Origin of the sequence: Rhodophyticola sp. (assembly GCF_965284195.1) — a bacterium.
GTDB lineage: Bacteria > Pseudomonadota > Alphaproteobacteria > Rhodobacterales > Rhodobacteraceae > Rhodophyticola.
Genome location: NZ_CBDIRM010000001.1, coordinates 1,230,933 through 1,257,750 on the forward strand (window position 1 = coordinate 1,230,933; position 26,818 = coordinate 1,257,750).

Annotated in this window: 24 protein-coding genes and 1 pseudogene; 10 read left to right on the forward strand and 15 right to left on the reverse strand. The window is 66.0% G+C overall.

Annotated elements, in window-relative coordinates; translation table 11 throughout:
- Window positions 1-21 precede the first annotated feature (21 nt).
- On the forward strand, window positions 22-2,493 hold the full coding sequence (locus ACQ651_RS06175; RefSeq protein ID WP_430448761.1) for a penicillin acylase family protein: 2,472 nt from the start codon (window positions 22-24) through the stop codon (window positions 2,491-2,493).
- A gap of 41 nt (window positions 2,494-2,534) precedes the next feature.
- Here the strand turns inward: ACQ651_RS06175 and hflX are convergent, their stop codons facing one another.
- The 4 genes from hflX to trkA all read right to left on the reverse strand — a co-directional run bounded on the left by hflX (window position 2,535) and on the right by trkA (window position 7,091).
- Window positions 2,535-3,785, reverse strand: coding sequence for a GTPase HflX (hflX, locus tag ACQ651_RS06180; protein ID WP_430450312.1), 1,251 nt, complete (start codon window positions 3,783-3,785; stop codon window positions 2,535-2,537).
- 38 nt (window positions 3,786-3,823) lie between these two features.
- The gene (gene hfq / locus ACQ651_RS06185; protein WP_025312876.1) at window positions 3,824-4,057 is read right to left on the reverse strand and encodes an RNA chaperone Hfq; all 234 of its coding nucleotides are present in this window, start codon (window positions 4,055-4,057) and stop codon (window positions 3,824-3,826) included.
- Window positions 4,058-4,192: 135 nt separating this feature from the next.
- The gene (locus tag ACQ651_RS06190) at window positions 4,193-5,710 is read right to left on the reverse strand and encodes a TrkH family potassium uptake protein (RefSeq protein WP_227285944.1); all 1,518 of its coding nucleotides are present in this window, start codon (window positions 5,708-5,710) and stop codon (window positions 4,193-4,195) included.
- A 4-nt stretch (window positions 5,711-5,714) separates the two neighbouring features.
- A complete protein-coding gene (gene trkA, locus ACQ651_RS06195) occupies window positions 5,715-7,091 on the reverse strand; it encodes a Trk system potassium transporter TrkA (RefSeq protein ID WP_227285945.1) in 1,377 nt (458 codons plus the stop codon).
- Window positions 7,092-7,378: 287 nt separating this feature from the next.
- Here trkA and ACQ651_RS06200 point away from each other — a divergent pair, with 287 nt between their 5' ends.
- Window positions 7,379-7,780: a hypothetical protein gene (locus ACQ651_RS06200; RefSeq protein ID WP_430448762.1), complete on the forward strand. Its 402-nt coding sequence runs from the start codon at window positions 7,379-7,381 to the stop codon at window positions 7,778-7,780.
- Here the strand turns inward: ACQ651_RS06200 and ACQ651_RS06205 are convergent.
- The 5 genes from ACQ651_RS06205 to dusB all read right to left on the reverse strand — a co-directional run bounded on the left by ACQ651_RS06205 (window position 7,777) and on the right by dusB (window position 14,973).
- Window positions 7,777-9,174 carry a sigma-54-dependent transcriptional regulator gene (locus tag ACQ651_RS06205; protein ID WP_227285947.1) on the reverse strand — a complete coding sequence of 466 codons (1,398 nt, stop codon included), beginning with the start codon at window positions 9,172-9,174 and terminating at the stop codon, window positions 7,777-7,779. The genes ACQ651_RS06200 and ACQ651_RS06205 overlap by 4 nt on opposite strands.
- Before the next feature lie 14 nt (window positions 9,175-9,188).
- On the reverse strand, window positions 9,189-11,453 hold the full coding sequence (locus ACQ651_RS06210) for an ATP-binding protein (protein WP_430448763.1): 2,265 nt from the start codon (window positions 11,451-11,453) through the stop codon (window positions 9,189-9,191).
- A gap of 74 nt (window positions 11,454-11,527) precedes the next feature.
- Window positions 11,528-12,898, reverse strand: a complete 1,371-nt coding sequence (locus ACQ651_RS06215; RefSeq protein ID WP_430448764.1) for a response regulator — start codon at window positions 12,896-12,898, stop codon at window positions 11,528-11,530.
- A 21-nt stretch (window positions 12,899-12,919) separates the two neighbouring features.
- Window positions 12,920-13,990: a two-component system sensor histidine kinase NtrB gene (locus tag ACQ651_RS06220; RefSeq protein WP_375552360.1), complete on the reverse strand. Its 1,071-nt coding sequence runs from the start codon at window positions 13,988-13,990 to the stop codon at window positions 12,920-12,922.
- Complete coding sequence (gene dusB / locus ACQ651_RS06225) at window positions 13,987-14,973, reverse strand: tRNA dihydrouridine synthase DusB (RefSeq protein ID WP_430448765.1); 987 nt, start codon at window positions 14,971-14,973, stop codon at window positions 13,987-13,989. The genes ACQ651_RS06220 and dusB overlap by 4 nt, the downstream gene beginning before the upstream one ends.
- A gap of 181 nt (window positions 14,974-15,154) precedes the next feature.
- Between dusB and ACQ651_RS06230 the strand changes: the two genes are divergently transcribed.
- Genes ACQ651_RS06230 through ACQ651_RS06240 form a run of 3 tightly spaced genes read left to right on the forward strand, consistent with a single transcriptional unit; the run spans window position 15,155 to window position 17,291 of the window.
- Complete coding sequence (locus ACQ651_RS06230) at window positions 15,155-16,327, forward strand: bifunctional 2-C-methyl-D-erythritol 4-phosphate cytidylyltransferase/2-C-methyl-D-erythritol 2,4-cyclodiphosphate synthase (RefSeq protein WP_375552362.1); 1,173 nt, start codon at window positions 15,155-15,157, stop codon at window positions 16,325-16,327.
- Window positions 16,324-16,812 carry a phosphatidylglycerophosphatase A family protein gene (locus tag ACQ651_RS06235; RefSeq protein WP_227285953.1) on the forward strand — a complete coding sequence of 163 codons (489 nt, stop codon included), beginning with the start codon at window positions 16,324-16,326 and terminating at the stop codon, window positions 16,810-16,812. Before ACQ651_RS06230 ends, ACQ651_RS06235 begins: the two co-directional genes overlap by 4 nt.
- Window positions 16,809-17,291, forward strand: a complete 483-nt coding sequence (locus ACQ651_RS06240; RefSeq protein ID WP_375552364.1) for a CinA family protein — start codon at window positions 16,809-16,811, stop codon at window positions 17,289-17,291. Before ACQ651_RS06235 ends, ACQ651_RS06240 begins: the two co-directional genes overlap by 4 nt.
- Here ACQ651_RS06240 and ACQ651_RS06245 read toward each other — a convergent pair.
- Window positions 17,276-17,731, reverse strand: a complete 456-nt coding sequence (locus tag ACQ651_RS06245; RefSeq protein WP_227285955.1) for a type II toxin-antitoxin system RatA family toxin — start codon at window positions 17,729-17,731, stop codon at window positions 17,276-17,278. The genes ACQ651_RS06240 and ACQ651_RS06245 overlap by 16 nt on opposite strands.
- Window positions 17,732-17,813: 82 nt before the next feature.
- Here ACQ651_RS06245 and hpt point away from each other — a divergent pair, with 82 nt between their 5' ends.
- From hpt to ACQ651_RS06265, 4 genes and pseudogenes are all read left to right on the forward strand, one after another.
- Window positions 17,814-18,350 (forward strand): hypoxanthine phosphoribosyltransferase, encoded by a 537-nt coding sequence (gene hpt / locus ACQ651_RS06250; protein WP_227285956.1) that lies wholly within the window; start codon window positions 17,814-17,816, stop codon window positions 18,348-18,350.
- A 177-nt stretch (window positions 18,351-18,527) separates the two neighbouring features.
- Window positions 18,528-19,451 (forward strand): porin, encoded by a 924-nt coding sequence (locus ACQ651_RS06255; RefSeq protein ID WP_430448766.1) that lies wholly within the window; start codon window positions 18,528-18,530, stop codon window positions 19,449-19,451.
- 142 nt (window positions 19,452-19,593) lie between these two features.
- Window positions 19,594-20,064, forward strand: a pseudogene (locus ACQ651_RS06260) (c-type cytochrome).
- 48 nt (window positions 20,065-20,112) lie between these two features.
- Complete coding sequence (locus ACQ651_RS06265; RefSeq protein WP_375552775.1) at window positions 20,113-21,018, forward strand: c-type cytochrome; 906 nt, start codon at window positions 20,113-20,115, stop codon at window positions 21,016-21,018.
- A 3-nt stretch (window positions 21,019-21,021) separates the two neighbouring features.
- On the opposite strand, the gene ACQ651_RS06270 is transcribed toward ACQ651_RS06265, so the two are convergent.
- The 4 genes from ACQ651_RS06270 to ACQ651_RS06285 form a co-directional block, all read right to left on the reverse strand.
- The gene (locus ACQ651_RS06270) at window positions 21,022-21,231 is read right to left on the reverse strand and encodes a hypothetical protein (RefSeq protein ID WP_375552367.1); all 210 of its coding nucleotides are present in this window, start codon (window positions 21,229-21,231) and stop codon (window positions 21,022-21,024) included.
- Window positions 21,231-22,184 carry a lipoyl synthase gene (gene lipA / locus ACQ651_RS06275; RefSeq protein ID WP_121898643.1) on the reverse strand — a complete coding sequence of 318 codons (954 nt, stop codon included), beginning with the start codon at window positions 22,182-22,184 and terminating at the stop codon, window positions 21,231-21,233. The genes ACQ651_RS06270 and lipA overlap by 1 nt, the downstream gene beginning before the upstream one ends.
- 369 nt (window positions 22,185-22,553) lie before the next feature.
- A complete protein-coding gene (locus ACQ651_RS06280; protein WP_227285960.1) occupies window positions 22,554-23,180 on the reverse strand; it encodes a Hint domain-containing protein in 627 nt (208 codons plus the stop codon).
- Window positions 23,181-23,436: 256 nt separating this feature from the next.
- A complete protein-coding gene (locus ACQ651_RS06285; RefSeq protein ID WP_430448767.1) occupies window positions 23,437-24,570 on the reverse strand; it encodes a DUF6456 domain-containing protein in 1,134 nt (377 codons plus the stop codon).
- A gap of 212 nt (window positions 24,571-24,782) precedes the next feature.
- On the opposite strand from ACQ651_RS06285, the gene ACQ651_RS06290 reads away from it, so the two are divergent.
- Window positions 24,783-25,055 (forward strand): DUF6477 family protein, encoded by a 273-nt coding sequence (locus ACQ651_RS06290; protein ID WP_430448768.1) that lies wholly within the window; start codon window positions 24,783-24,785, stop codon window positions 25,053-25,055.
- On the opposite strand, the gene ACQ651_RS06295 is transcribed toward ACQ651_RS06290, so the two are convergent.
- Entirely contained in the window at window positions 25,052-26,590 is a 1,539-nt protein-coding gene (locus ACQ651_RS06295; protein WP_430448769.1) for a trimethylamine methyltransferase family protein, read from the reverse strand. The two genes, ACQ651_RS06290 and ACQ651_RS06295, sit on opposite strands and share 4 nt — an antisense overlap.
- Window positions 26,591-26,818: the final 228 nt, after the last annotated feature.

Sequence of the window (26,818 nt, forward strand, 5' to 3'; positions counted from 1 at the left end):
CGATCTTGGGGTAACTGCCTGATGGGCGTCTTTCTTCGCTGGCTGGTCCGCCTTGTCACCGTGGTCGTCGCGGTGGCGGTTCTTGCCCTCGCAATCGCCTGGTGGATGGCCGGCCGCAGCTTGCCCGATTACGAGGCCGACTGGCAGGTGCCCGGCATCACCGCCCCGGTGGAGATCGTTCGCTCGAACGCGAATGTCCCGCATATCTTCGGATCGACGGACCTGGATGTCTATTACGGTCTTGGCTTCGCCCACGCGCAGGATCGCCTATGGCAGATGCTGATGATCCGGCGCACGGCGCAGGGGCGCCTGTCGGAACTGTTCGGCGCGCGGACGCTGGAGATCGACATTCTGCTGCGGCAGCTCGATATCTATGGTCACGCCACCCGCTCGGTCGCGGCGCAGACCCCGGAAACCATCGCCGCGCTGGAGGCCTATGCCGCCGGTGTGAATGCATGGCTGGAACTTGTCGGCGCCGAGGCGCTTGGCCGGGGTGCGCCGGAGCTGTTTCTTTTCGCGCCCGAGATTTCGCCCTGGCGACCGGCGGACAGTATCGCGATCACCATGATGATGGCGTTGCAACTGGCCAGCCATCAGGAAGAGGAAGTGTTGCGCGCCCGGGCCTCGCTTGCGCTCGACGATGCCGCACGGCTGGCGGATCTCATGCCCGATGTCCCGGGCGAAGGTATCGCCGCCCTGCCCGACTACGCGAGCTTCTTCGATGTCCCGATGCCGCAATTCGCAAGTGGCGCAACCGGCCCGCGCGACCCGCTGTATCCCATCGCGCCGCGCGGTCTGGGCGGCGCGTCCAACGCATGGGCGGCGGCGCCGGCCCGCTCGGCGGCGGGCGGAGCGTTGCTTGCCAATGATCCGCATCTCGGCCTCAGCGCGCCGACACTCTGGTATCTCGCCCGGCTGGAGCTGTCGACCGGCGGGGTGATCGGGGCCAGCATCCCCGGCATGCCGGTGATCCTCGCCGGGCGCTCCGACCGGCTCGGCTGGGGGATCACCTCTTCCTACATGGACGATATCGATCTCTTCGTCGAAGAGCTGAACCCGGACAATCCCCAGCAATACCGTACGCCCGACGGCTGGGCCGATTTCGAAACCCGCCGCACGATCATCGAGATCGCCGATGCGCAGCCCGTCACCATCACGCTTCGCTGGACGGAAAACGGCCCCGTGCTGCCGGAGGACGCCTGGAACGTGGGCACCGTCACGCCGCCCGGCCATGTGATGAGCATCGCCTGGACCGCGCTGAGCGACAGGAACACCTCTATCCAGACCGGGCTGGAGCTGATGCGCGCGGGCTCCGTGGCCGAAGGGATCGCGGCGGGCGAAGCCTTCGTTGCGCCGTCCCAGAACCTGACGCTGGCGGACGCGGACGGGAACATCGCCCTGCAGACGATCGGCCATATGCCGTGGCGGTTGCCGGGGCATCAAAGCCTCGGGCGTATCCCCGCGCCGGGCTGGATCGCGGAAAACAGGTGGCAGGGCGTAACCCAGTATTTCGCCAATCCCACCTTCGAGAATCCCGAAGGCGGGATCCTCGGCAACACCAACAACAAGCTGGTGGATAGGGATTTTCCGCTCCACGTCTCCTACAGCTGGGGCGATACGCAGCGCGTGACCCGCTGGCAGCGCCTGATGCAGGCCCGTCAGGTGCACACCCGCGACAGTTTCATCGAGGCGCAGCTCGATACCGTGTCCGCCGCCGCGCGCAACATCCTGCCGCTGGTGGCCCGCGATCTTTGGCTGAGCGGCGAGGCCGCCGCCGACGGCACCCCCGAACGCCGCCGCCAGAGAGCCCTGCAATTGCTGGCGGACTGGAATGGCGAGATGAACGAACATCTGCCCGAGCCCCTGATTTATGCGGCCTGGATGCGGGAATTGCAGCAGCGTCTGATCCGCGACGATATCGGGCCACTTGCCAATGAGTTCCTGAAGATCGAGCCCCTGTTTCTGGAACGGGTCTTCCGGGATGTGGACGGCGCGGCGATCTGGTGCGACATCCGCCCTTCCACCGCCCGGGAAACCTGTACCGACATCGCCAGACTGGCGCTTGACGATGCCCTGCAATGGCTGGAGGAGCGATACGGGCCCGGCGTCGAAAGCTGGCGATGGGGGGCCGCCCACGAGGCCCGGCACGACCACCAGGTTCTGGGCGATACGGCCTTGTTTTCATGGGTCGTGAACATCCGCCAACCCACATCGGGCGGGGATTTCACGTTGCAGCGGGCGGCGACACCGGGCACCCTGCCCGATCCGTTCCTGAACACCCATTCGGCGGGATATCGCGGGGTCTATGATTTCGCCGATCCCGACAGTTCCGTCTTCATCATCGCCACCGGGCAATCCGGCCACCCGCTCAGCCCCTATTACGACGATCTGGGAGAGCTGTGGCGGCGGGGCGAATACATCCCCATGTCGCTGGATCCGGAGCTTGCGCGGGCCGGCAATATCGGGGTGACCGTGCTGACGCCCCGCCCGTGAAGGTATATCAATTGCAGATCAATTCGGATGGGCCGCGCCGCTCAGAGCCGCCGGAAGGCGCGTTCCTGACGGTCCGTCCAGTTGACGACGAGATGGGTGCCGCCTTCGCCCTGCTCCTCGGTCTCCACGACGCCCTGTTCGAAAAGCCAGGCCCGTTTCCGGCCCTCCGCATGCGGCAGGTCCAGATCGGTCCGGTGGCGGGGCGGCGAGAGGGTGTGGGAGATATCGGCCAGAAGGCCCGCCAGCCCCTGCCCGGTGACAGCCGAGATCGCATGCACGCCGTCGCGCCGCGCGGCGATCGCGCCCAGTTCCTCGGCCCAGTCCGCCGGCAGCCGGTCGATCTTGTTCCAGACCTCGATCGCGGGCGCGGTGTCCCGGACGCCAAGCTCGACCAGGATCGCGGCCACATCCCCGGCCTGGGCTTCGGTTTCGGGGTGGGAGATGTCGCGCACATGGACGATCAGATCGGCATCCAGCACCTCTTCCAGCGTGGCGCGGAAGGCGGCGACCAGTTGCGGCGGCAGATCGCTGATGAAGCCCACCGTGTCCGACAGGATTATCTCGGACCCGTCGGGCAGGACCACGGCGCGCATGGTCGGGTCGAGCGTGGCAAACAGCATGTCCTTGGCCATCACCTCGGCGCCGGTCAGCCGGTTGAACAATGTGGACTTGCCGGCATTGGTGTAGCCCACCAGGGCCACGATGGGATACGGCACCTTGGCCCGCGCCGCACGGTGAAGCGCGCGCGTCTTGACGACCTTGCCCAATTGCCGGCGGATGCGGGTGACCGCATCGTCGATCGCGCGCCTGTCCGCCTCGATCTGGGTCTCACCGGGGCCGCCGACAAAGCCGAGCCCGCCACGCTGGCGTTCCAGATGGGTCCAGGCCCTGACAAGGCGCGTGCGCTGATAGCTGAGCGCGGCCAGTTCCACCTGCAACACGCCTTCGCGGGTGCGGGCCCGGTCGGCGAAAATCTCCAGGATCAGACCGGTCCGGTCGAGCAGCTTGACGCCCCATTCCTTTTCGAGATTGCGCTGCTGCACGGGCGTGACCGGCCCGTCGATCAGAACCAGCCCGGCCTCAAGCTCCTCGATTCGGGTTTTCAGCTCGGCGATCTTGCCCGTTCCGAACAGAAGCCCCGGCTGCGCCTTGGGCAATCGCACGACCTCGGCGCCCGCGACCACCAGATCGGGCAGCGCCGCGGCCAGCGCCACAGCCTCCTCCAGCGCCGGGCCCGGGCTGCGGCGGCTGCGGTCGGTCTGGATGTCGGGGTGAAGCACAAGGGCCCGCATCATCGGGCCTTGGGTGTCGGTGCTCAGCGAGTTATCGCTCACTCTTCCCCGTCGTAAAGGTTTATCGGCTGTGCAGGCATCACGGTGGAAATCGCGTGCTTGTACACGAGTTGCGATTGTCCGTCGCGGCGCAGAAGAACACAAAAATTATCGAACCAGGTAATCACACCCTGCAACTTGACGCCGTTGATCAGGAAAATCGTGACCGGAACCTTTGTTTTGCGGACATGATTAAGGAATGCGTCCTGCAGATTTTGCTTATTTTCGGCCATTTCGAAACTTGCCTTGTCGTTGGTGCTGTCTTTGTTTGTTGACAGTCTGTGAGCAGACAGAATGGAGTATGGGGGCAAGTTCGGGAGATTTCCACCCCGATTCCAGCGCATTAGCGCGGCTATGCTGCAAATGCATCACGCGCGCCAATATCCGGGGTTGATCAGCGCCAGCAGAACGAGGGTTTCGAGCCGCCCGACGATCATCGCCGCGGCCAGGATCGACTTTGCCGCATCGCTGAGCCCGATATAGGAAATCGGGGTTTCCGCGGCGACACCGGCAAGCGGCCCGGTCGTCGTCAGCGCGGACACCGCAAGCACCAGAGAGGCCTCGAAGGTCAGCCCGGTCAGCGCGAGTGCCGCCATCACCACCGCCATGGTCAGAATGAACAGCATGAAGAAGATCCAGGCGATATAGGCGCCTTCGCGGCGGATGCGGCGACCCAGACGCCCGGCCCCTGCGACCGAATGCGGATGCAGAAGCTTGCCCATCTCGCGGGTGCCGTGCTTGTAAAGCGCATAGACCCGCAGCAGCTTGACCCCGCCCGCCGTGGTCGCCACCCCGCCGCCCATCAGGACCAGCCCGATCAGGATCAGCCCCGGTGTGGGCAGGCCGGACCATGTGCGCGCCTCCACCCAGCTTTCGGAAACGAAACCGGTCGTGGTCAGGAAGGACAGGATGGTGAACACGCTGCCCCAGAGGGCGGTCAGCGCGCCTTCGGAATTGGCCAGCTCGTCCACTTCCAGCGCGCCGATCCAGTGGCGGACGAAGAGGAGCGTGGGCAGAACCACCACCGCGAAGATCGCCAGCCGCAACTCCCGGTCGCGGGCCATCCGGCGGGCGGTATCGGTCGAAAACCCCGAGGCGAAGGACCGGCGTGAGACGGCGAAGACGAAGAAGAGGAAGATCAGCGCCTCTCCCGCGACGCCGGAGGGGCGGCCTTCGAGCCCGCCGACCGGGCTGATGCCCGAGGTCGCCATGGTCGACATCGCGTGGATCAGCGCGGTCAGCGGCAATTCGCCCGCCAGAAGCAGCGCGACCCAGAGGATCATGGTCAGCGTAAGATAGACCGGGGCCAGCCGGGCCGCGTGACGCCGCAGCCGTTCGGCGGGGCTTGCGGCGGTCATCTGGCCCGATCCGGGCTGCACCCGGCCGGTGACCTGCGCCTCCGACGTGACTTCGTAGCCGCCCAGATTGAGCGGCGCCAGCACCGCCACCGCCGTCACCCAGATGAGAAAGCCGCCCATCCAGCCGACGAGCCCGCGCCAGAAATGCACGGCCGGCGCCAGCCGGTCGGGGTCGAAGAAACTGGCCCCCGTGGTGGTCAGGCTGGAGACCATTTCCAGATAGGCGTTGATATAGCGGGTATTGCCCACCGCCTCGGCCAGCGGGAAGGCCAGCATGAACGGCAAGGCCACATAGGCCAGCAGAAGTGCGATCAGATGCGCCCGCGGCGACGTGACCGGCCGGAGCGTCTGGGTGGCGAGGCCGACGAGCCCGGTCAGGATCAGGAACAGGAGCGAGGAATAGAAAAACACCCGGCCGGTGAAGTGATCGTCCATGCCCGTGGCCAGAAGCGCGGGCAGCATCATGGCGGCGGCGCTGATCCCCATCAGCACGACAATCAGCGGCAGGCGGGAGACATAGGCGCGCATCGCGTCAGAAAAAGTCGATCGAGACTTGCAGCAGGGATTCCACCGCCGGGACATCCGCCGCCATGGCGAAAATGGCGATCGCATCGCCCTCCTCGATCTTGGTGGAGCCCGAGGGGCGCATGACCTTGCCGCCCTTCTGCACCGCGCCGATCAGCACGCCTTCGGGAAAGTCGATATCGCGCACCGCCTGCCCCGCGATGGGAGAGGTGGACAGAACCTGCGCCTCGATCACCTCCGCCTCCGCATCGCCGATGGAATAGACGCCCCGCACCCGCCCATGGCGGATATGGCGCAGGATCGAGCTGACCGTGGTGGTGCGCGGGTTGATATAGGCGTCGATGCCAAGGGGTTTCATCAGCGGCACGAGCGTGGGGTCGTTCACGAGCGCCACGGCCACGCGCGCGCCGGCGGTCTTGGCCCGGACCGAGGCCAGAAGATTGGTCTTGTCGTCATCGGTGACGCAGAGAACCGTATCGGCGCGGCTGACGCCCGCCTCGCGCAGGATTTCCATGTCCAGCCCGTCGCCATGCAGCACGATGGTGCGTTCCAGCGCATCGGCCGCCCGTTCGGCATTCTCGCGGCTGAGCTCGATGACCTTGGTGCGGATGCGGTTGGCCGATTGTTCTAGTTCCTTGGCCACGGCAAGCCCGACATTGCCCCCGCCGATGATCACCACCCGATCCTGACGCTTCGTTTCCTTGCCGAAAATCTCAAGGGTCCGGGAGCTGTCCATCGTATGGGTGAAGACGTAGATCTGATCGCCGGCATAAAGCTGATCCCCCGGTTCGGGGGCGAAGAGGGCACCGTCGCGCCGGATGCCGACGACGATAGCCCGCAAGGTGGAGAACAGCTCGGACAATTGCCGGAGCGGCGTGTTCAGGACCGGACAGTCCTCGTCCAGCTGGATGCCGAGCATCTTTGCATCGCCGCCCAGAAAGCTTTCGGTATCGAAGGTGGAGGGCGAGGACAGACGGCGCAGCGCGGCCTCGGCGACCTCCTTTTCCGGGCTGATCACCACGTCGATGGGCAGGTGGTCGCGGCGGTAGAGATCGGAATAGATCGCGTTCAGATAGCTTTGCGCGCGCAGCCGGGCGATCTTGCGCGGGACCGAAAACACCGAATGCGCGACCTGACAGGTGACCATGTTCACCTCGTCCGAATGGGTCGCGGCGATGATCATGTCCGCGTCACGCGCGCCGGCGCGATCCAGCACGTCGGGATAGGAGGCGAACCCGGCCAGACCCTGCACATCCAGCGTGTCGGTGGCGCGGCGGACGAGATCGGGGTTGTTGTCGACCACCGTCACGTCATTGTTTTCGCCGGAAAGATGACGCGCGATCTGCCAGCCGACCTGACCCGCACCGCAAATGATGACCTTCATGTGCCTTTGCCCAATGTGGTCCAATCGAGAGGTTTTGTCTGGCAGGTTGCGCAGGCGGCGTCAATCGCAGTCGGCGCACCGGCATGGCCTGCGCGGGTGCGGCGACGGGCGCGGGCGCGGGTGCGCCACGGGTTCCGGCGGGCGGTATTTTGCACGCAGACGCAGCGGAGGCGTTTCTGAACCCCGCAAAATGGCCTAGACTGCGCCTGCGACCGGAATGGTGAGGGTTTGGGATGCGGATCGGGATAGTGGGCGCTGTGGTCTTGGGTCTGTCGGGATGCGCTGGCGTGCAGACCTATTACGCCGAAGATGTCAGCCTGGCGACGCGCGACCGCGACATTGCTCTCTGCGAGCGCGCGGCAGTGCAGGATTTTCCGGTGGAACAGGCGATCCGCACCCGGCCGCGTGTCTTTCACCCGGGCCGGCAGATCTGCGACGCGGAGGGGCGATGCGTGCTGGAGCCCGGCCATTGGACGGGCGGCGAGATCTACACGGTCGATCTCAATCGCGATGCCCGGGCCCGGGCGGTGGTCGGATGCATGGGCGGGCGGGGCTACACGCTGATTTCGTTGCCGTCGTGCAATCTGGACGGGCCGGTCGCCGCCTCCACCGTGATGCCCCGGCTGACGGAGGGCACCTGCGCGATCAGCCGCCGCGGAGCCACGCCCTATATCGTCAACCCGTCCTAGCTTTCTTCGACCTGCGCGACGCGGGCGCCCGATTTGTTGGTGGTGACCACGCCGAGCGATTTCAGCTTGCGATGCAGCGCGCTCCGCTCCATGCCGACGAAACTGGCGGTTCGGGAGATGTTGCCGCCGAACCGGTTGATCTGCGCCATCAGGTAATGACGTTCGAACAGCTCCCGCGCCTCGCGGAGCGGCAGCGTGGTGAGACCGGCGGAAAGGGCGATATCCTCCTCCTCCGAGGCGCCTTCGCCGTGGCCCGGCAGATCGCGCGCCTCGATCGGGCCCGTATCCTCGCCCAGGATCAGCACCCGCTCGATCACGTTTTTGAGCTGCCGCACATTGCCGGGCCAGCGCATGGTTTGCAGCATCGCCTCCGCGTCCTCGCCCAGATCGCGAAGCGGCAGGCCCTGATCGGCATTGAACTGGGCGATGAAATGGCGCGCCAGATGGGGGATATCCTCGCGCCGGTCTTCAAGGCTCGGCACCTGGATCGGCACGACGTTCAGGCGGTGATAGAGCTCCTCCCGGAAATTGCCCGCGGCGATTTCGGACTGAAGGTCGCGGGTCGTGGAGGAGATCACGCGCAGATCGACGCGCACCTTGGCGGTGCCGCCGACGCGGGTGAAGCTCTGGTCGACCAGCACGCGCAGGATCTTCGATTGCGTGCCGAGCGGCATGTCGGCCACCTCGTCGAAATAGATCACGCCGCCATGGGCCTGCTCCAGAAGCCCCTGTTCCACGCCGCGTTCGCTGCTTTCCCGGCCGAACAGAACTTCCTCCATGTGATCGGGCTGGATCGAGGCGGAACTCACGGTGACGAACGGGGCATCGGCGCGGTTGGATTCGCCGTGGATATAGCGCGCGGCCACTTCCTTGCCCGCGCCGGCCGGGCCGGTCAGCATCACCCGGCCATTGGATTTGGTGACCTTGTCCAACTGGCTCTTGAGCGTCTTGAAGGCCGCGCCCTGCCCGATCATCTCGGCGGTCTTGCCGTCCTGACGCCTGAGTGCGGAGTTTTCCCGCCTGAGCCGGGAGGTTTCCATGGCGCGGCGGATCACCACCATCAATTGGTCGATATTGAAGGGTTTCTCGATGAAATCATAGGCGCCCTGCTTGATCGCGGCGACGGCGATCTCGATGTTGCCATGGCCCGAAATGATCACCACCGGCACGTCCGGATTGTCGCGTTTGACATGTTTCAGGATGTCGATCCCGTCCATGTTGCTGTCTTTCAGCCAGATATCCAGGATCATCAGCCCCGGCGGCGCGGCGTTCAGCTCGGCCATGCAATCGTCGGAGTTTCCGGCCATGCGGGTCGAAAACCCCTCATCCTGCAGGATATCGCAAATCAGTTCGCGAATATCGCGCTCGTCATCGACGACCAGAATATCAGACATTGATCCTCCCTTTCCTATTCGGATTTACGCGGCAGACGGATCCGCGCGGCGGCCCCGCGATGCGCGCCGTCGGCAAATGGTTCGGCGTCCACGAGATCGAGGGTGCCGCCATGTTCCTCGACGATTTTCTTCACGATCGGCAGGCCCAGACCGGTGCCCTTGTCGCGCGTGGTCACATAGGGCTCAAACAGTTTCGCGCGGTCCTGCGGCAGGCCGATGCCGTTGTCACTGATCTCGATCGTGACGGCGCCCTCATCGGCCTCCAGCGTCACGCGAAGCTCCGGCCGGTAGCCCTCTGGCGCGCCTTTTTCTATAAGCGTTTCCGTGGCTTCGCCGCCATTCTTCATCAGGTTCGTGAAGGCCTGACCGATCATCGTGGCATCCAGATCGGCCATGACCGGACCGTCGGGGATGGCGCAGGTGAAGCGAACGCCCGGCTGACCGGCCTTTTGCAGCGTGACGGAGTCCCGCAGCAGCTTGGCCACATCTTCGTTGCGGCGTTCGGGCTCGGGCATGCGGGCGAATTTGGAAAACTCATCAACAATGCGCCGCAAGTCATTGGTCTGGCGTATGATAACCTCGGTATACTGTTCCAGATCGGCGGCCTCGTCGCCCAGTTTCGGGCCGAATTTCCGGCGCAGCCGCTCGGCGGAAAGCTGGATCGGCGTCAGCGGGTTCTTGATCTCATGGGCGATCCTGCGGGCCACATCGCCCCAGGCGGCCATCCGCTGCGCGCTGACCAGATCGGTCACGTCGTCGAAGGCCACCACATATCCTTCCAGCGCGCCCTCGGTATTGCTGCGGGTGGCCATGCGCACCAGCAGGCTTTCCAGCTTGCCGCGCCGGGCCAGCTTGATCTCGTCCTGCACCGCTTCGCCGCCACGTTCGCGCAACCGCTCGAAAAGGCCCGCGAATTCCGGCACCGCATTGACCAGCGTCAGCCCGTGATCGCGCTGTTCGACCATGTCGAGCAGGCCCATCGCGGCCCGGTTCATGAAATCGACCCGGCCTTCCGCATCGAGCCCGATGACACCGGCGGTGACCGAGGACAGCACGCTGTCGAAGAGCCGTCGGCTTTCTTCGGTGGCCGCGTTCTGTTCGACCAGCGTATCGCGCTGGCCCTTGAGCTGCCGCGTCATCTGGTTGAACAGGCGGCCCAGCATCGCGATCTCGTCATCGCCGCGTTCCTCGACCACGCGGACATCCAGATCACCCTGCCCGACCCGCTGCGCGGCGCTGGCCAGACGCCCCACGGGGCGGCTCAGCCGTTCGGCGAACCACAGGCCCAGCCAGATCGCCGCAAGGATCATGATCAGCGCGAAACCCAGATACAGCACGCCGAAATTGAACAGCACCCGGCCGCGCTCGCTTTCGAGCTGGCGATAGAGCTGCACCGTTTGCTGCGTGTCATCGAGAAGCGCGATGATCTGCCCGTCCACCTCGCGGCTGACATAGAGATAGCGGTCGACGAAGGATTGCAGCCGCAGGAGCGCGCGGAACTCGTTGACCTCCCGGTCTTCGATGATCACCAGTTCACCGGCCTCCGCACGGGCCAGATCGGCGGGGTCGGGGCGCTCGTAGTCGAAGAGATAGCTCCGCTCGCCGCGCACGTGCAATTCGCCGCCGCCGTCGATGACGAACGCCTCGCGCAACCCGCGCTGAATGCGGGACTGGCCCTGCCGCAGAAGCTGGCCAAGCGTTCCGTCGGACATGAACGGCACCGCCTGCCGGTTGAGGTTGAGATAGGCCGCAAGCGCCACGGCATCGGCGGCCAGATCGTCGCGATGTTCCTGCTGATAGGCCTCCGCGGCATCCACCGAATTGCCGAGCGCAGACGAAACGCGGTCGGAAAACCAGCCTTCCAGCCCCATGTTCACGGTGATCGTGGCGAAGACCGCGACCAGAACCGCCGGGATCAGGGCGACGATCGCAAACACCCCGGTCAGCCGCATATGAAGCCGCGACCCCGCCGAGCGGGCGCGCCGCGCGGCCACGATGCGCGCGACCTGGCGCAGAACCAGAGCCGCCACCACAAGGATGTAGATCATGTTGGCGAGCAGCACGAGGCGCAGGGCGGGAGAATCAGCCGTTTCCCCCAAGGGGCCCAGAACGAGGAAGGTCGCCAGCGCCAGAACGGGGCCGAGCAGCACCAGCCCGAGCGTGCCGGCATTGCGCACGCGGCGTTGCTGGCGAAGCTCTAACAGCCTGTTGAAAGGGGTTTTTGCCGCATCACCAGCGGGTAATCGCACCGGACCTGTTCCCCCCTGATATGGGGGCATTTCATTGCCCCGCCGCAAAACCTTGTAATGCCCTGACGCGGTTGTTCCCCATTGGCCACGGCACTGTTGCGGTTTTACATCAATTTACGGCGGCGTGTCACGCGAATATCCAGATCGGTGATCTTCTTTCTGAGCGTATTTCGGTTGATGCCCAGAAGATCGGCGCATTTCGCCTGATTTCCGCCGGTGGCATCCAGAGCGATCTCGATCAGCGGCATTTCCACCTCCCGCAGGATGCGGGTGTAGAGACCCGGCGGCGGCAGCAGCCCGCCGTGCAGGTCGAAGTAGCGCCGCAGATGCTTGGCGACCGAGGCGCTGAGCTTGTCGCCCTCGCCCCCGCCCATCAGCGGCTCGATCGCGGGCTGGTTGCCCAGAACCGTCTCCACTTCGGATTTGCTGATTTCCTCCACCGGGCTGGTAACGGTCAGCCGGCGGATACAGTTTTCAAGCTGGCGCACGTTTCCGGGCCATGAGTAGGCGCGGATCAGATCCATCGCCTCGGGCGAGAACCGGCGGAGCGGGCCACCATCCCATTCCGCGCGGGTCAGAAAATGCGTCGCCAGAAGCGGGATGTCGTCGACCCGTTCGCGCAGGGAGGGCACGTTGATCGCGACCCCCCCGAGGCGATAGAACAGATCCTGCCGGAACTGGCCCGTCTCCATCTTTTCCATGAGATCCTTCTGGCTGGTCGCCATCACCCGCGGCGCGCCGTCGCCCATGGCATCCAGCATGCGCACGATCTTGCCCTGCGATTCGTCGCCCAGATCGCCCACCTCGTCGAACAGGATCGACCCGCCACGGGCCCGCGACAGGATCGCGGAGGTGCTGTCCATGCCTTCCAGATCCACCGAGGAGGCCACCACGAAGGGCAGCGTGCGCCGGTCGGAGAAATCGTGGATCGCCCTGGCGATCAGGCTTTTGCCGGTCCCGCTTTCGCCGGTGATCAGCACCGGCAGATCGGTGTTCATGACCCGCGCCACCAGCCGGTAGAGCGCCTGCATCTGCGCGGTGCGCCCGACCAGCGGCAGGTCGTCCTGCGCGCCGGTGGCGGCGTCGGCCGGTTTGGGGGCCGGGGCGCGGCGTTTCTGGTCCAGCGCGCGCGCCGCCCGTTTCATCAGATCGGGCAGGTCGAAGGGTTTCGGAAGGTAGTCATAGGCGTCCGCCTCGGTCGCCTGGATCGCGGTCATGATCGTGTTCTGCGCCGAGATGATGATCACCGGCAGGCCCGGCCGCTTTTCGGTGATATGGGGCAGCGTCTCCAGCCCGTTGCCGTCGGGCATCATCACATCGGAGATCACCAGATCGCCTTTGCCCTCCTCCACCCAACGCATCAGCGTCATCAGGCTGGAGGTGGCATGCACCTTGCATCCGGCCCTTGTCAGCGCCTGGGTCAGCACAGTGCGGATGGTGCGGTCGTCATCGGCGACAAGAACGGTGCCGTCCATTGGATCAGTCTCCTCGCGGGGTCATGGCGCGCCATCCTTGGGCGCGACGGGAAGGGAAATGCGGAACACGGTGCGGCCCGGAACGCTGTCGACCGCGATCCATCCATCGTGATCGGCGATGATCTTCGAAACCAGCGCCAGCCCCAGGCCGGTGCCGTTTTCGCGGCCCGAAACGAACGGGTCGAAGATGTCGGCGGCAATCGCGTCGGGCAGGCCCGGCCCGTCATCGATGATTTCGATCTGAAGCGGTACGGCCCCGCCCGTGCCGTCGCGGCGGCGCACCTTCAGGCTCAACTCGTAAAAGCTGCGCAGGCGCAGTGTGCCGCCGGATTTGCAGGCCTCCGCCGCGTTTTTCAGAAGGTTGAGGAAGACCTGCTGCAACTGGTCGGGGTCCGCCCATGTCAGCGGCAGCGACGGGTCGTAATCATCCTCGATCGTCATATGGGCCGCGAACCCGACCATTGCCGATTTCCGCGCCCGGTCGAGAACGTCGTGGATATTGACCGCGCGCCGGTCGGGCGGGCGCAGGTTTCCGAACTCCTCCACCTGATCGACCAGTTTCAGGATCCGCCGCGTCTCCTCCACGATCAGATCGGTCAGTTCCCGATCCTCGCCACTGGCATGCATGGAGATCAGTTGTGCCGCGCCGGTGATACCGGCCAGCGGGTTCTTGATTTCATGGGCCAGCATCTCGGCCATGCCGATGGCGGATTTCGCCGCGGTTTTCGAGGACATGGCCCGGTCCAGCCGTCCGGCAAGCTCCCGGCTTTCCAGAAGCACCAGCACATGGTCGGGCCGGTCGGCGAGCGGGGCGATTTGCACGTCGCAGACGACCGGTTTCTTGCTGCCCGTGCCCACATCGACGGTGTTCACGAAGAGCGGCGCCTGCCCGCTGCGGACCCGGGCGAAGGCTTCCTCCAATGGCGCGTCGACGAACACCTTGTCCCAGACCGGGTGGCCCTCAAGGCTCTTGCGGGAGGCGTTGAGGAAGCTTTCGGCGGCCGGGTTCACATCGCCGATCCGGTCCTCGGGGTCGAGGATGATGGCGGGCACCGGAAGCGAGGCCCAGAGAGATGTGGTCCAGGCGGTCATGCGGCTTCCCGATCCTGCCGCGCAGCCAGCGCGTCCGGCAGCCGCGCGAGCACCTCGGCGGGATCGGACGCGGTCAGGATCGCGCGGCGCAGCGGGGCGGCGGTGCCCGCATCGTCCATGTACCAGCCCAGATGCTTGCGCGCGACGCGCAGGCCCAGATCCCTGCCGTAGAAGGCCAGCATCTCCCGGTAATGCTCCGCCACCATCCGGGCCAGCGCGCCCCCGCGCGGAATGTCGGGGGCGGGCGCGCCGTAGAGATCATGGGCGATCTGCGCCAGCGCCCAGGGCCGGCCCTGCGCGCCGCGGCCCACCATCACGCCATCGGCCCGCGAGGCGGCGAGCGCCCGGCGCGCCGTGGCGGTATCGGTGATGTCGCCATTGGCGATGACCGGGATCCCCACCGCCGCCTTGACCGGCGCGATGGCGGCCCAATCGGCATGGCCCTTGTAGAACTGGCACCGGGTGCGGCCATGGATGGTGATCATGCCGATCCCCGCCGCTTCGGCCCGGCGGGCAAGATCGGCTGCGTTCAGGCAGGCGTCATCCCAGCCAAGGCGCGTCTTGAGCGTGACCGGCACGGAAACCGCGGCGACCACCGCCGCGATCAGGCCGAGCGCGTGATCCAGATCGCGCATCAGGGCGGAGCCGGAATAGCCGTTGACGACCTTCTTGGCGGGGCAGCCCATGTTGATGTCGATGATCCGCGCGCCCTGCCCTTCGGCCAGTTTCGCGGCCTCAGCCATCCAATAGGCGTCCCGCCCGGCGATCTGCACCGCCGTGTTCGCCTGGCCGAAGCCCAGCTCCGCGCGCGCCCGGACGCTTGGCTTGGCCTCCACCATTTCCTGGCTTGCCACCATTTCGGAGACCACGAGCCCGGCCCCGAAACGCGAAACCAGCTGCCGGAACGGAAGATCGGTGATCCCGGCCAGCGGAGCCAGAAGCACCGGGGGGGCAAGGGTCCGGCCTGCCAGTGAAACTGTCAAATGCTCAATCCTTGTGCAATTAACGTTTGAGGTAATGCGTGCGGGCCGGGAGAGCAAAGAAAACCCCAGAGAAATCAAGATGACCCCGCGCCAATGCCCAAAAAATAGGCAAAGCGCCGCCGTTTTGACCGGCTGACTCTCCCGGATTGTGCCGGCGTCGCCGAAGCCCTATCACGGCGTCATGACAGTTCCCGCCGCAGATCCGCCCGTGCCGACCGCCGCCGCGCTTATCGTGGCCGCCGGTCGCGGCATCCGGGCCGGTGGGGAAATTCCCAAGCAATACAGGATGCTGGAGGGCGACGCTGTGCTGACCCGCACGCTTCGCGCCTTTGCCGGCCATCCGGCCATCGGGCAGATCGTCGTGGTCCGCCACCCCGAGGATGCCGATCTGTTCGCCGCCGCCCGGCCGGATACGCGGCAGCCGCTGGTCGATGTGATCGGCGGGGACAGCCGCGATGCCTCCGTGCGGGCGGGGCTGGCCGCGGTCGATGACGCGATGGACTATGTGCTGATCCATGACGCCGCGCGGCCACTGGTCTCGCCCGACGTGATCGACGGCGTGCTGGCGGCGCTGGCCCGCCATGACGGCGCGGCCCCGGCCCTGCCCGTCACCGATGCGCTTTGGCGCGGCGGGAGCATGGTGTCGGGCACGCAGGACCGGAGCGGGCTCTGGCGCGCACAGACGCCGCAGGGGTTCCGGCTGGGCCCGATCCGTGCGGCCCATGCGGCCCATCCCGGCGGCGCCGCCGACGATGTGGAGGTGGCGCGCGCCTTCGGGCTGGAGGTTGCGATCACGCGTGGCTGCGAGGATAACCTGAAGATCACCGCGCCGGACGATTTCGCCCGCGCCGCACGTCTTGTGAAGGGGCAGCAGATGGATATTCGCACCGGCAACGGGTTCGACGTGCACCGGTTCGGGCCCGGCGATCATGTGATGCTCTGCGGCGTGGCGATCCCGCATACGCGCGGATTGCAGGGCCATTCCGATGCGGATGTGGGCCTGCATACGGTGACCGACGCGATTTACGGGGCGCTGGCGGCGGGCGATATCGGCACCCATTTCCCCCCGTCCGACCCGCAGTGGAAGGGCGTGGCCAGCCATGTCTTCCTGACCCATGCGGTGGAGATGGCTGGGGAGCGTGGCTTTGCAATCACCCATGCGGATCTGACGCTGATCTGCGAACAGCCCAGGATCGGGGCCCATGCCGGGGCGATGCGCGCGGAGCTTGCGCGGATCCTGCGGATCGGGGCCGACCGGGTCTCGGTCAAGGCCACGACCTCGGAACGGCTTGGCTTTACCGGCCGCGAAGAAGGGATCGCCGCATTGGCCACCGTGACGCTGGTGGCGGCATGACCGGCGCGATCACCACGCTTTTCGGCATCGGCCATCTGCGCCCGGCGCCCGGAACATGGGCCAGTCTGGCGGCAATCCCGCTGGCCTATGGCCTGCATCTTCTGGGCGGGTTCTGGCTGCTCCTTGCCGCGACACTGGCCGTCACGGCGCTTGGCTGGTGGGCGACGGGGGTGGAAACGCGGGGCGCGGAGGATCATGACCCCTCGGAGATCGTCATCGACGAGGTGGCGGGCCAGTGGGTGGCGCTTTGGCCGGTCTCCTTCGGGGCGATGTTCGCCGAGGTCGACATGCTGCGCCTGTGGCCCGGGCTGATCGCGGCTTTTGTCGTCTTCCGCCTGTTCGATATCCTGAAACCCGGCCCCGTGGGCTGGGCCGACCGGATGGAGGGGCCGACTGGCGTGATGCTGGACGATCTTGTGGCGGGCTGGATGGCTGCCCTTGTGGTGGCGGTTCTGGCCGCGGTCGCGCATCTGGCGCTGATATGACGGCGCGCGCGGTGATCGACGCCTTGCGGGCGCGGGGGTGGATGCTGGCCACCGCCGAAAGCTGCACCGGCGGGCTGATCGCGGGCGCGATCACCGATATCGCCGGGTCGTCGGATGTGTTCGACCGCGGGTTCGTCACCTATTCCAACGCGGCGAAGATCGAGATGCTGGGCGTGGAGGCGCAGACACTGGAACGCTTCGGCGCGGTGTCGGAGGAGGTTGCCCGGCAGATGGCGCAAGGCGCGCTGGCCCGTTCGGCCGCCGATATCGCGATTTCGGTCACCGGTATCGCGGGCCCCGGCGGATCGGGGCAGAAACCCGAAGGCCGGGTCTGCTTCGGGCTGGCCACGCGCGGCGCGCTTGTTGCGGAAACGGTGGATTTCGGAGCGCCCGGACGGGCCGAGGTGCGCGCGGCCAGCGTGGCCCATGCGCTTGCCATGGTGTTGCGCGCGGCAACGGGCGATCAGGCGCGGCCGTAAAGCGCCTCCGCCCGGCTTTCGAAGGCGCGCACGATCCTTTGCATCGCCTCGTGAAAGAACATCCCCGCCGCGCCTTGCAGCAGGCGGTTCTTGAACTCGAAATCCACCTCGAAGCTGACCTTGCAGCCCTCCTCGGCGGGGGTGAACCGCCAGGCCGAGATCATGTGCTTGAACGGCCCGTCGATATATTCGGTATCGATGCGCCGGATTTCGGGGCGCAGCGTCACCCGGGACCCGAAGCGTTCGCGGAACATCTTGAAGCCCACCACCAGATCGGCCAGCATCACCTCGCCCGAGCCGTCGGTCAGCGGGCTGACGGACCTGATCCGCGCGGCGTTGGTCCAGGGGATGAATTCGGGATAGCGCTCCACATCTGCAACCAGCGCATACATTTGATCGGCGGTGTAGGGCAGATGCCGGGTTTCGGAATGGCTGGGCATGGGCTTTGGGTTTTGATCTTTCCTGTGTCGGGGTCATGTCGTAGAGTTCGGCAGAAAAATCAAGCTGTTCGACGGGGGCGGAATGGCGCAGCAGCCATATGAAATCGACATGATGATCTCCGCCAAGGCCATTGCCGCGCGGATCGAAGACCTCGCCCGGGAGATCGAAGCCGAATTCGCGGGGACGGACAAGCTGGTTCTGGTCGGGCTGTTGCGGGGGTCGTTCGTGTTCATCGCCGATCTCGTGCGCGAACTGGATCTGCCTGTCGAGATCGACTTTCTGGAAGCCTCCTCTTACGGCAATGCCACCGAAAGCTCCCGCGAGGTGCGCATCCTGAAGGATCTGCGCGGCGAGATCGGCGGGCGCGACGTGCTGTTGGTGGAGGATATTGTCGATACCGGCCATACACTTGACCATGTGACCCGACTTCTGAAGACGCGCGAGCCCGCGAGGCTGAAAACCATCGCCTTGCTGGACAAACCGACCCGCCGGGAGGTGGAGGTGCGCGCCGACTGGATCGGCTTCGAGATCCCCGATGAGTTCGTGGTGGGCTACGGGATCGACTATGCGCAGCGCAACCGAAACCTGCCCTATATCGGCGCGGTCCGGTTCACCTGACCGCCGGAGGGGCGATCCGCGCGCCCCGCACATCACCGCCCTTTCCCGTCGCGCGGCCACGTGGCCCTCTGCGAGGCGGCATGACAATTCTGCAACACTCCGGAAGCCCGGCCGATCTCATTGAACCGCCGCGGGTTCTGTCACGACGCATGACAGAACCAGCAACGGAGCTTTCACATGAAACCGCTACATTTTCTGCCCGCTGCCATCCTATGCCTTGCGGGTGTGGCCAATGCCCAACCGCTGCCCTGGACCGAGGTGAATGCCAATGGCTTCTATATCGACGGCGACGCGCAGCTCACCTATGTGGATACCGATACCCTTCCGATTGGTCGCCTTTTCGGTGCGGATCTGAGCGCGGGGTATGTGGCCCTGGGCGGGCCGCTGACCTGGGGCGTCGATGTCAGCCTCCAGACCCTTCGCGCCGATCAGGGCGATCCGCTTACCGCCACATGGGTCAGCCTGTTCATGGAAACCGATATCGGACAGTTCGCCGTGGGGGCTCCGCGCCCCGCATTTGACGATTATCAGCCACGCACGCCGTTCAGCGACCAGTCCCTTATGGGCGTCCAGGCCCAGTCTCTGACGAGTTCCAATACCTGGCGCACCAATCTGCAGGGCGACGAAATGCCGTGGGGCGTGCGCTATGACGGGCAGATCGGCGATCTCAGCTTCGGCGCGTCCGTGCACCGGTTCAACGATGCCGACATCACCGCGGTCGGGCTGGCGGCGCGCTATCGGTTTGACGACACGCTGAGCGTGGCCGCGGGCTATGAGGAAAGCGCTGAGCCCACCCGCGACATGCAGGCGATGTTCGCGTCGGTCGATGTGGATTACGGACGATATGGCGGACAGCTTATCTATTCCGAAATCGGCGAGGTTGGCGGCATGAGTATCGGCGCGGTCACCGCAAGCGGATTTTTCCGGCCCATCGAGCCGCTGACGCTCAGCCTGACCCTTCTGGACATATCCGAAATCGACCAGCCTTATTACATGGTCGAGGCGGAGTACGAGCTTGGACGCGGCGCCTATCTGTCACTTGGCGCGGGGGAGAGCTTGGGCAGGCAGATCGGCGAGGTGGCCTTTGGCTGGCGGTTCTGAGGACCGTGCCCGGCGCGATCGCGGGCTTGTGCGCGGGGCGGCACGCCACCTTGCGCCTGCGCACAGGCAAAACTCGCCCGGAGGCGGCGAGATGTGTTATAAAGTCGCACATGCTTCCGTTTCATTGCAAAGGAGTACGTCCATGTCACTTGCCCGCCGCGTCACGCTGCCAGCCGCAATCCTGTCGCTCGCCATCGGCGCCGCCGCCTATGCGCAACAGGAGTTCAGCGGGGCGATAAACGCCCGTCAGGGACATATGCAGATCATGGCCTTCAATGTCGGCATCCTGGGCAACATGGCCCGCGGAAACACCGAATACGATGCCGCCGCCGCGACCACGGCGGCCAGCAATCTGGCCGCGCTCGCCATGGTCGACGGGCGTGGCTACTGGGTGCCGGGCTCTGACAATGGGGCGGTGGAGACCACCCGCGCCCTGCCCGCGATCTAGGAGGATATGGCCGGGTTCGGCGCGGATTGGCAGGCCTATGGCGAGGCCGTGACCGGCCTGCAGGCCGCGGCGGGCAACGGGCTGGACGCGCTTCGCGGTGCGATGGGGCCGCTTGGAAATGCCTGTGGTGCCTGCCATGACGATTTCCGCCAGCCGTCCGACTGAGCCCGTGCGCCGGGGCGGGTGCCGCATCTTGACCCGGCCCCGCCCGCGATCCGGCCGCGCCTGATGGGCCGGCTGATCCTGTCATTCGTGGTTGCGGGCTGTCTTGCCATCGGTCTTTTCTGGCTGCTGACCGCCCCCGAACGCAGCGATGCCGCGCTCTTGAGCGGGCTGGAGGGTGATGCGCGTCGCGGCGAGGCGGTGTTCTGGGCGGGCGGCTGCGCCTCCTGCCACGCCGCCCACGAGGCGACGGGCGACGACAGGCTGGTCCTGTCAGGAGGGCGGGCCTTCGCCTCGGATTTCGGCACCTTCATCGCGCCCAACATCTCCCCCCATCCGGAGGCCGGGATCGGCGGCTGGAGCGCTCTGGCCTTCGTGGATGCGATGCGCAACGGCGTCTCGCCCGACGGGCGGCACTACTACCCCGCCTTCCCCTACACCGCCTACCGGCTGGCCACGGTGCAGGATATGCTGGATCTGCGCGCGTTCATCGATACGTTGCCGCCCTCCGCGCAGCCCTCCCTGCCCCATGATGTCGGCTTTCCGTTTTCGATCCGCCGGCTGGTGGGAGTCTGGAAACGCCTGCATATGCCCGACGGCTTTGCGGTTTCGGGGCCGCTCGACCCGGCGGCGGAGCGCGGGCGTTACCTTTCCGAGGCGCTGGCCCATTGCGCCGAATGCCACACCCCGCGCAACAGGCTTGGCGGGCTCGACCGTGATCTGTGGATGGCGGGCGCCCCCAATCCCAATGGCGAGGGGCGCATTCCCGGCATCACGCCCGACAGGCTGTCATGGTCCGAGGCCGATATCGCGGCCTATCTGCGGGACGGGTTCACGCCGGATTTCGACAGCGCGGGCGGACATATGGCCGATGTGATCCGCAATCTCGCGATGCTTGAGGATGCGGACCGCGCGGCGATCGCGGCCTATCTCAAGGCGCTGCCGGTAAGCGAATAGGCGTCAGTCGACGCTGTCGGTGCGCTCCCGGAGATCCTGCTTGATCTGCTCCGGCGTGGCGAGCCGCTTGAAGACCAGATGCCCGACCACGCCGCCAAGCAGGGTGCCCCCCACAAGCGCAAGCACCGCGCCGATCCCATCGAGAAGGAGAAACCCCAGAAAGCCCGCCAGCGCGCCCAGACCGGCCAGCGCGAACCGGGCCGCCTCCGCCATCAGCCCTGCCCGAGCTTTTTGAGCCGTGCGTCGCGAAGCCGCGCGAAATCATCGCCAGCATGGTAGCTTGACCGGGTCAGCGGCGTGGCGGAGACCATCAGGAAGCCCTTGCCATAGGCCGCCTTTTCATAGGCCTTGAACTCGTCGGGGGTGACGAACCGGTCCACCGCGTGATGCTTGGGCGTCGGCTGAAGATACTGGCCGATGGTCAGAAAATCGATATCCGCCGCGCGCATGTCATCCATCACCGCATGCACCGCCTGCCGGTCCTCGCCCAGGCCGACCATGATGCCCGATTTGGTGAACATGCTCGGGTCCAGCTCCTTGACGCGCTGGAGCAGGCGGAGCGAGTGGAAATAGCGCGCGCCCGGGCGCACCTCGGGGTAGAGCCCGGGCACGGTTTCGAGGTTGTGGTTGAAGACATCCGGTTTCGCGGCGACGACCACCTCCAGCACCCTGGGGTCGCAGCGGATGAAGTCGGGCGTCAGGATCTCGATGGTGGTGCCGGGCGACTGGCGGCGGATGGCGCGGATCGTCTGCGCGAAATGCTCGGCGCCGCCATCCTCGATATCGTCCCGGTCGACCGAGGTCACGACAACATGGTTCAGGCCCAGCTTCTTGACGGCATCGGCCACCCGGCCCGGTTCGAACACGTCGAGATCTTCGGGCGGTTTACCGGTTGCGATGTTGCAGAAGGTGCAGGCCCGCGTGCAGACCTCGCCCATGATCATCATCGTGGCGTGGCCCTGAGACCAGCATTCGCCCACATTGGGGCAGCCGGCCTCTTCGCAGACCGTGGTCAGCTTGTGCTCCCGCATGATCCGGTGGGTCTGCTTGTAGCCTTCGCCCACGGGCGCCTTGACCCGGATCCAGCTTGGCTTCTTGGGTTGGGCGTTATCCGGACGGTGCGCCTTTTCCGGGTGGCGCTGTTCGGGCAGTTTCAGATCGCGCATCGGGGGTCTCCGGTCCTGCGGCAGCTGGATTGCTTAACGTTAAATAACCCCGATATCGGGCAATGTAACCTGTCAATCTGGCACAGGTGGGCTGCAGCCCGTGCAAGGCTTGCGCCCGTGGCGCGGGTTTGGCCACGCGCTCGGAGTGCCGGTCGCCGTGTCGGATCATGATGCGGGAACCCCATGGTCGGATCGTGTGCCGGAGGGTGACCAAGGGAGGGGGAAGCGCCCGGCGGCCTGTGTACGTCATGGCCAAGCCCCCGTTTGCGTAAGACATCGACCGGGGGAGGTGGCGCCTTGCATCCATGGCGGGAGAGGCTCGGGCCGGAGCTACGGGCAATCCGCACCGCCCGCCCGCCGGGGCCCGCCCTAGTCGAGCGCGAGACTGGCCGAGGTGTAAGACCAGCTTGACCACAGGCCGTCATCCTCGATCAGTTCCAGCAGGGCCTGCGCCTGATCGGGGCTGAGCGACATGTAGTGATCCTCCGCCATCTCGGCGGCGCGGGCGGCGGGGCAATGCACCTTCACGCCGCTTTGGGCGAAAATGATCTCGTCTTCGTCAAAGGCGATGGAGACGGTTTCGAATCGCGTCTGGCTTCGCATCGGGCCGCAGCCGCTGAAGCCGGACAGGACCGAGGCCGGCACGAGCGCCGAGGGCAGCGCCAGCACCTCGTCCACCGCCGGGTGGTCGATCAGCAGGGGTTGGTCGGGCATGACGTAAAGATCGGAACAGGCGTTCAGCACGCCGCCGGCCACGCGGATGACTTCCACCACCGGCTTGCCGAAAACCCCGCCATAGAAGTTGCGGTCGACGCGCCGGACCGGGCGCAGGCCGTCATCCAGCGTATGAACCTTGTCGCCCGCGCGGATCGTTTCCGCCGCGCGCCACCCGGTTTCGGTTTCAAGGATCGTACTGGCGAGCAGTCCGGTAAGAGGCCCCGAATGACGTCCGGAGGAGAGAGATCTACAGGCACGGCTTGGTGCAAACTGGGTCATTCGGGGCGCCTCTCTCGATCGGTTACCATTACGCTCACGCCGGCGTCAGTCACCAAACGTGGGGAAACGCTAGTCCGATTCCGTTAACTTCCGGTTTACGGAACCCCGACAGTTTTACCGGTCTGGGCAAGGGTCCGCCGCCCTGTCGCGAAACTCCGCGCAGATCGCGATATCATGGGCCGGGTTTGGCCGATTTCAGGCGATACCGCGCTTGGCCAAGGTGTCGCCCCGCCTGCGAGGCGCGCCGCCCGCCCGATCAATCGCAGCTGGCCGGGACGAAGCCATGCTCGCGCTCGTAATGCCGCAGCAGGCGCTGCAGCCCGATCTTCAGAACGATCTTGCCCGACCGCGCGGACCAGCCAAGACGCTTTTCGGCGGATTCCATACCTTCCAGAAAACAGCAGACCCGCATCACCACATCGGCCAGCCCCGGACCCAGATCGTCCAGCGCGTCGCTGACCCGCTTCCGGGCCGCGCGCGGGCCCTCCGCCAGACCGCTGTCGGACAGAAATCCGCCCCGATCCCCGCCGGTCAGGAACCGGTCCCAGTTCTGCGCGACCCGCGGCCCCATCTGGGCCCGCTCGAAATCCTCGCGCAGCTTCTCTCCGGCCTGCACCAGATCGAGGGTCAGAAAGGGTTTGCCATCCGCGCCCTTGCGCCGGGCCAGGCCGGCCAGCGGCGATTCCGACAGGTTGACGCGCATCCGGCGCGTACCCTCCCCGTCGCGGACGGTACGCTCCCCCCAGACCTGATGCTGGGCCTGAAACGGCGTCGCGGCCTCGGCAAGCTCCATCCCCGCGTGGCGGCGGCGGCGATCCTCCTCGATCAGACGTTTGAGGGCGGATTTGCCCGTGCCGGTGATCTGGTAGGTGCTGATCCGGCCCCGCCGCGCGGTGGAGATCCAGTCCTTCAGGGCGAAGGCCTGGGCGATCGGCCGGTCGACGACGGCGGTGCGGGTCTGCGTGCCGTCCAGACCGGGGCGCAGCACCACGGCCTTGTCCATGTCGCGCGCCACGACCAGCACGGCGTCCTTTTCGCACAGGCGGCGCAGGATGCGGCGCGCCTCGCGGTTGATGGTCGGTTCGTCGGAGATCACCGGGGACCGGTACGGGGCTGTCATGTCAGAGGGCTCCTTGGGAAAATCGGTCTTGGTCGTTGCAGCTGCACGAGGGGTGGAAAGCGCATTCAGAGCCTCGTCGATCAGCGGGTCGTCCCGAGCCGCCTCCACCTGGCGGATGCGCCGAAGAATGGTCGACGGATGGGCGTTTGCCGCCCGGGCTATCCCGCGCACCGACTGGCCGAGCGCAACGTGACGCAGGTAGTGCTCCGGCCCCTGCGGCAGCCATGAGGGCAGACCGGACAGGTCGGGTTGATCTTTCTGAGGGGTCACGTGGTGCGCCTCCGGTTACATGCTGTGGATAAGACCTCGCCAAATCTTGGCCTTATTGATTACTGAACGATTAAAATCTGTGGAAAAGCTGTGAATTGTTTTCAAATTGTAAACAAACGAAGGGCGCCGTGCGCAGGTTCGAAAAATGCGCAACAGGCCCGTGACCGCGGCCAAGCTGATCGGGTCTGATCTGCTATTGGAAGGGGTTTTCGATGTCCGATATCACCGCCACGCTTGCCACTCTGCGCCGCCCGAAACTGCTGGTCCGGGCGGCGCGTTTCGGGGCCGCCGCACTGGCCCGGAGACCGGCAAAACCGGATGCCATGGCCGCCCGGGGGCTGACCCGGCTGCTGGAGGAAGAGGACGCGCTCAATCAGGCGCGCGTCACCGGGCAGGCCGGCTATTCGCCCACCCGCCATGTGGAAGTGCTGACCGCTCTGCTGAACGCGGCCGATCCCGCGCTGCGGCTGGCCGCGACGCTTTAGACAAACGCGTCGGGCATCTGTTCCTTGCGTTTCGCGATATAGGCTTTCAGCGCCTCGTCCGTCGCCGGGTCGAGCATCGGCTGCTGGTAGTCGGCCAGCAGTTTCTCGACCCGGGCCGCGGCCAGTTGCGTGGTGTCGCGCGCGCCGTCATCGGCCCAGGTTTCGAACGGTTTGTAATCCAGAAGGTCCGACCGCCAGAAGGCGGCCTTGAAATTGGCCTGGGTATGGGCGCAGCCAAGATAATGGCCGCCCGGGCCGACCTCGCGGATCGCATCCATCGCCTGTGCGTCGGCGGAGATATCGACGCCCGCGGCGAGCTTGTGCAGGACGCCCAACTGGTCGGCATCCATGACGAACTTCTCGGGGCTGGCCACCAGCCCGCCTTCCAGCCAGCCGCAGGCGTGCAGCATGAAATTCACCCCCGACAGCAAGCCAGCGTTCAGCGAATTCGCCGTCTCGTAGGCGGCTTGCGCATCGGGGAGTTTCGATCCGTTGAACGAACCCGCGGAGCGGTATGGCAGGCCAAGGCGGCGGGCCAACTGCCCCGCACCATAGGTGATCTGCGCCGCCTCGGGCGTACCGAAGGTGGGCGCGCCGGAATTCATGTCGATCGAGGTGACGAAGGCGCCGAAGATGGCCGGCGCGCCGGGGCGGATCAACTGGCTGTAGGCCACGCCCGCCATGACCTCGGCCAGAACCTGCGTCAGCGTGCCCATGACGCTGACCGGGGCCATCGCCCCGCCCACGATGAAGGGCGAAATGATGCAGGCCTGCCCGGCGGCGGCGTATCTCTCCAGCGCGCCCATCATCACATTGTCGAAGGTCAGCGGCGAATTGATGTTGATCAGCGAGGTCATGACCGCGTTTTCGGCAACGAACTCCTTGCCGAACAGGATCTCGCACATCTCGATACTGTCGCTGGCGCGGTCGGGATCGGTGACCGAGCCCATGAAGGGTTTGTCCGACAGCGACATATGGGCATAGAGCATGTCCAGATGGCGCTTGTTCACCGGCACGTCCGTGGGTTCGCAGACCGTGCCGCCGGAATGGTGAAGCCATTTCGACATGTAACCGAGCTTAACGAATTTCTCGAAATCCGCCATGGTGGCATAGCGGCGCCCGCCGTCGATATCGCGCACGAAGGGCGGGCCGTAGACAGGCGCGAGGACAAGGCTCCGCCCGCCGATCTCCACGTTGCGCCCGGGGTTGCGCGCGGCCTGGGTGAACCGGGCGGGTGCGGTTGCGCAAAGCGTGCGCGCCAGACCCTTGGGCAGACGCACCCGTTCACCGGTGACATCCGCCCCGGCCTCCCGCCAGCGCGCCAGCGCGGCGGGGTTTTCCACGAAGGCGACGCCGATCTCCTCCAGGATCGTCTCCGCATTGGCCTCGATGATCTCCAGCGCCTCGGGGGTCAGGATCTCCAGATCGGGGATGTTGCGTTCGATGAAGCGCGCGGTTTCGATCCGCACCGCGGTCCGCTCCGCGCGCCGGGCGGCGCCGCCCCCGCCCCGTGCTCTGCGCCGTAATTCGGCCATGGCTGATCGCTCCCCAAGGGTGTCCTGTGGATTGTTCTTAGCTCAGCCGGTGTCGGGCGCGCAGACAGATTGCGGCGATTGCGGGGGGAAAGCGACATCCGCAGCCCCGTCGCCCGATGGAAGATGCCGACAGACGGAAGCATGACCGCCCCGCCCCCGCTTCCGGCGCGCCCGAGGCCCGCTTGCGTGCAAGGCTATCGGCCTTGTCCGGCGGGGTGACCGCCCGTC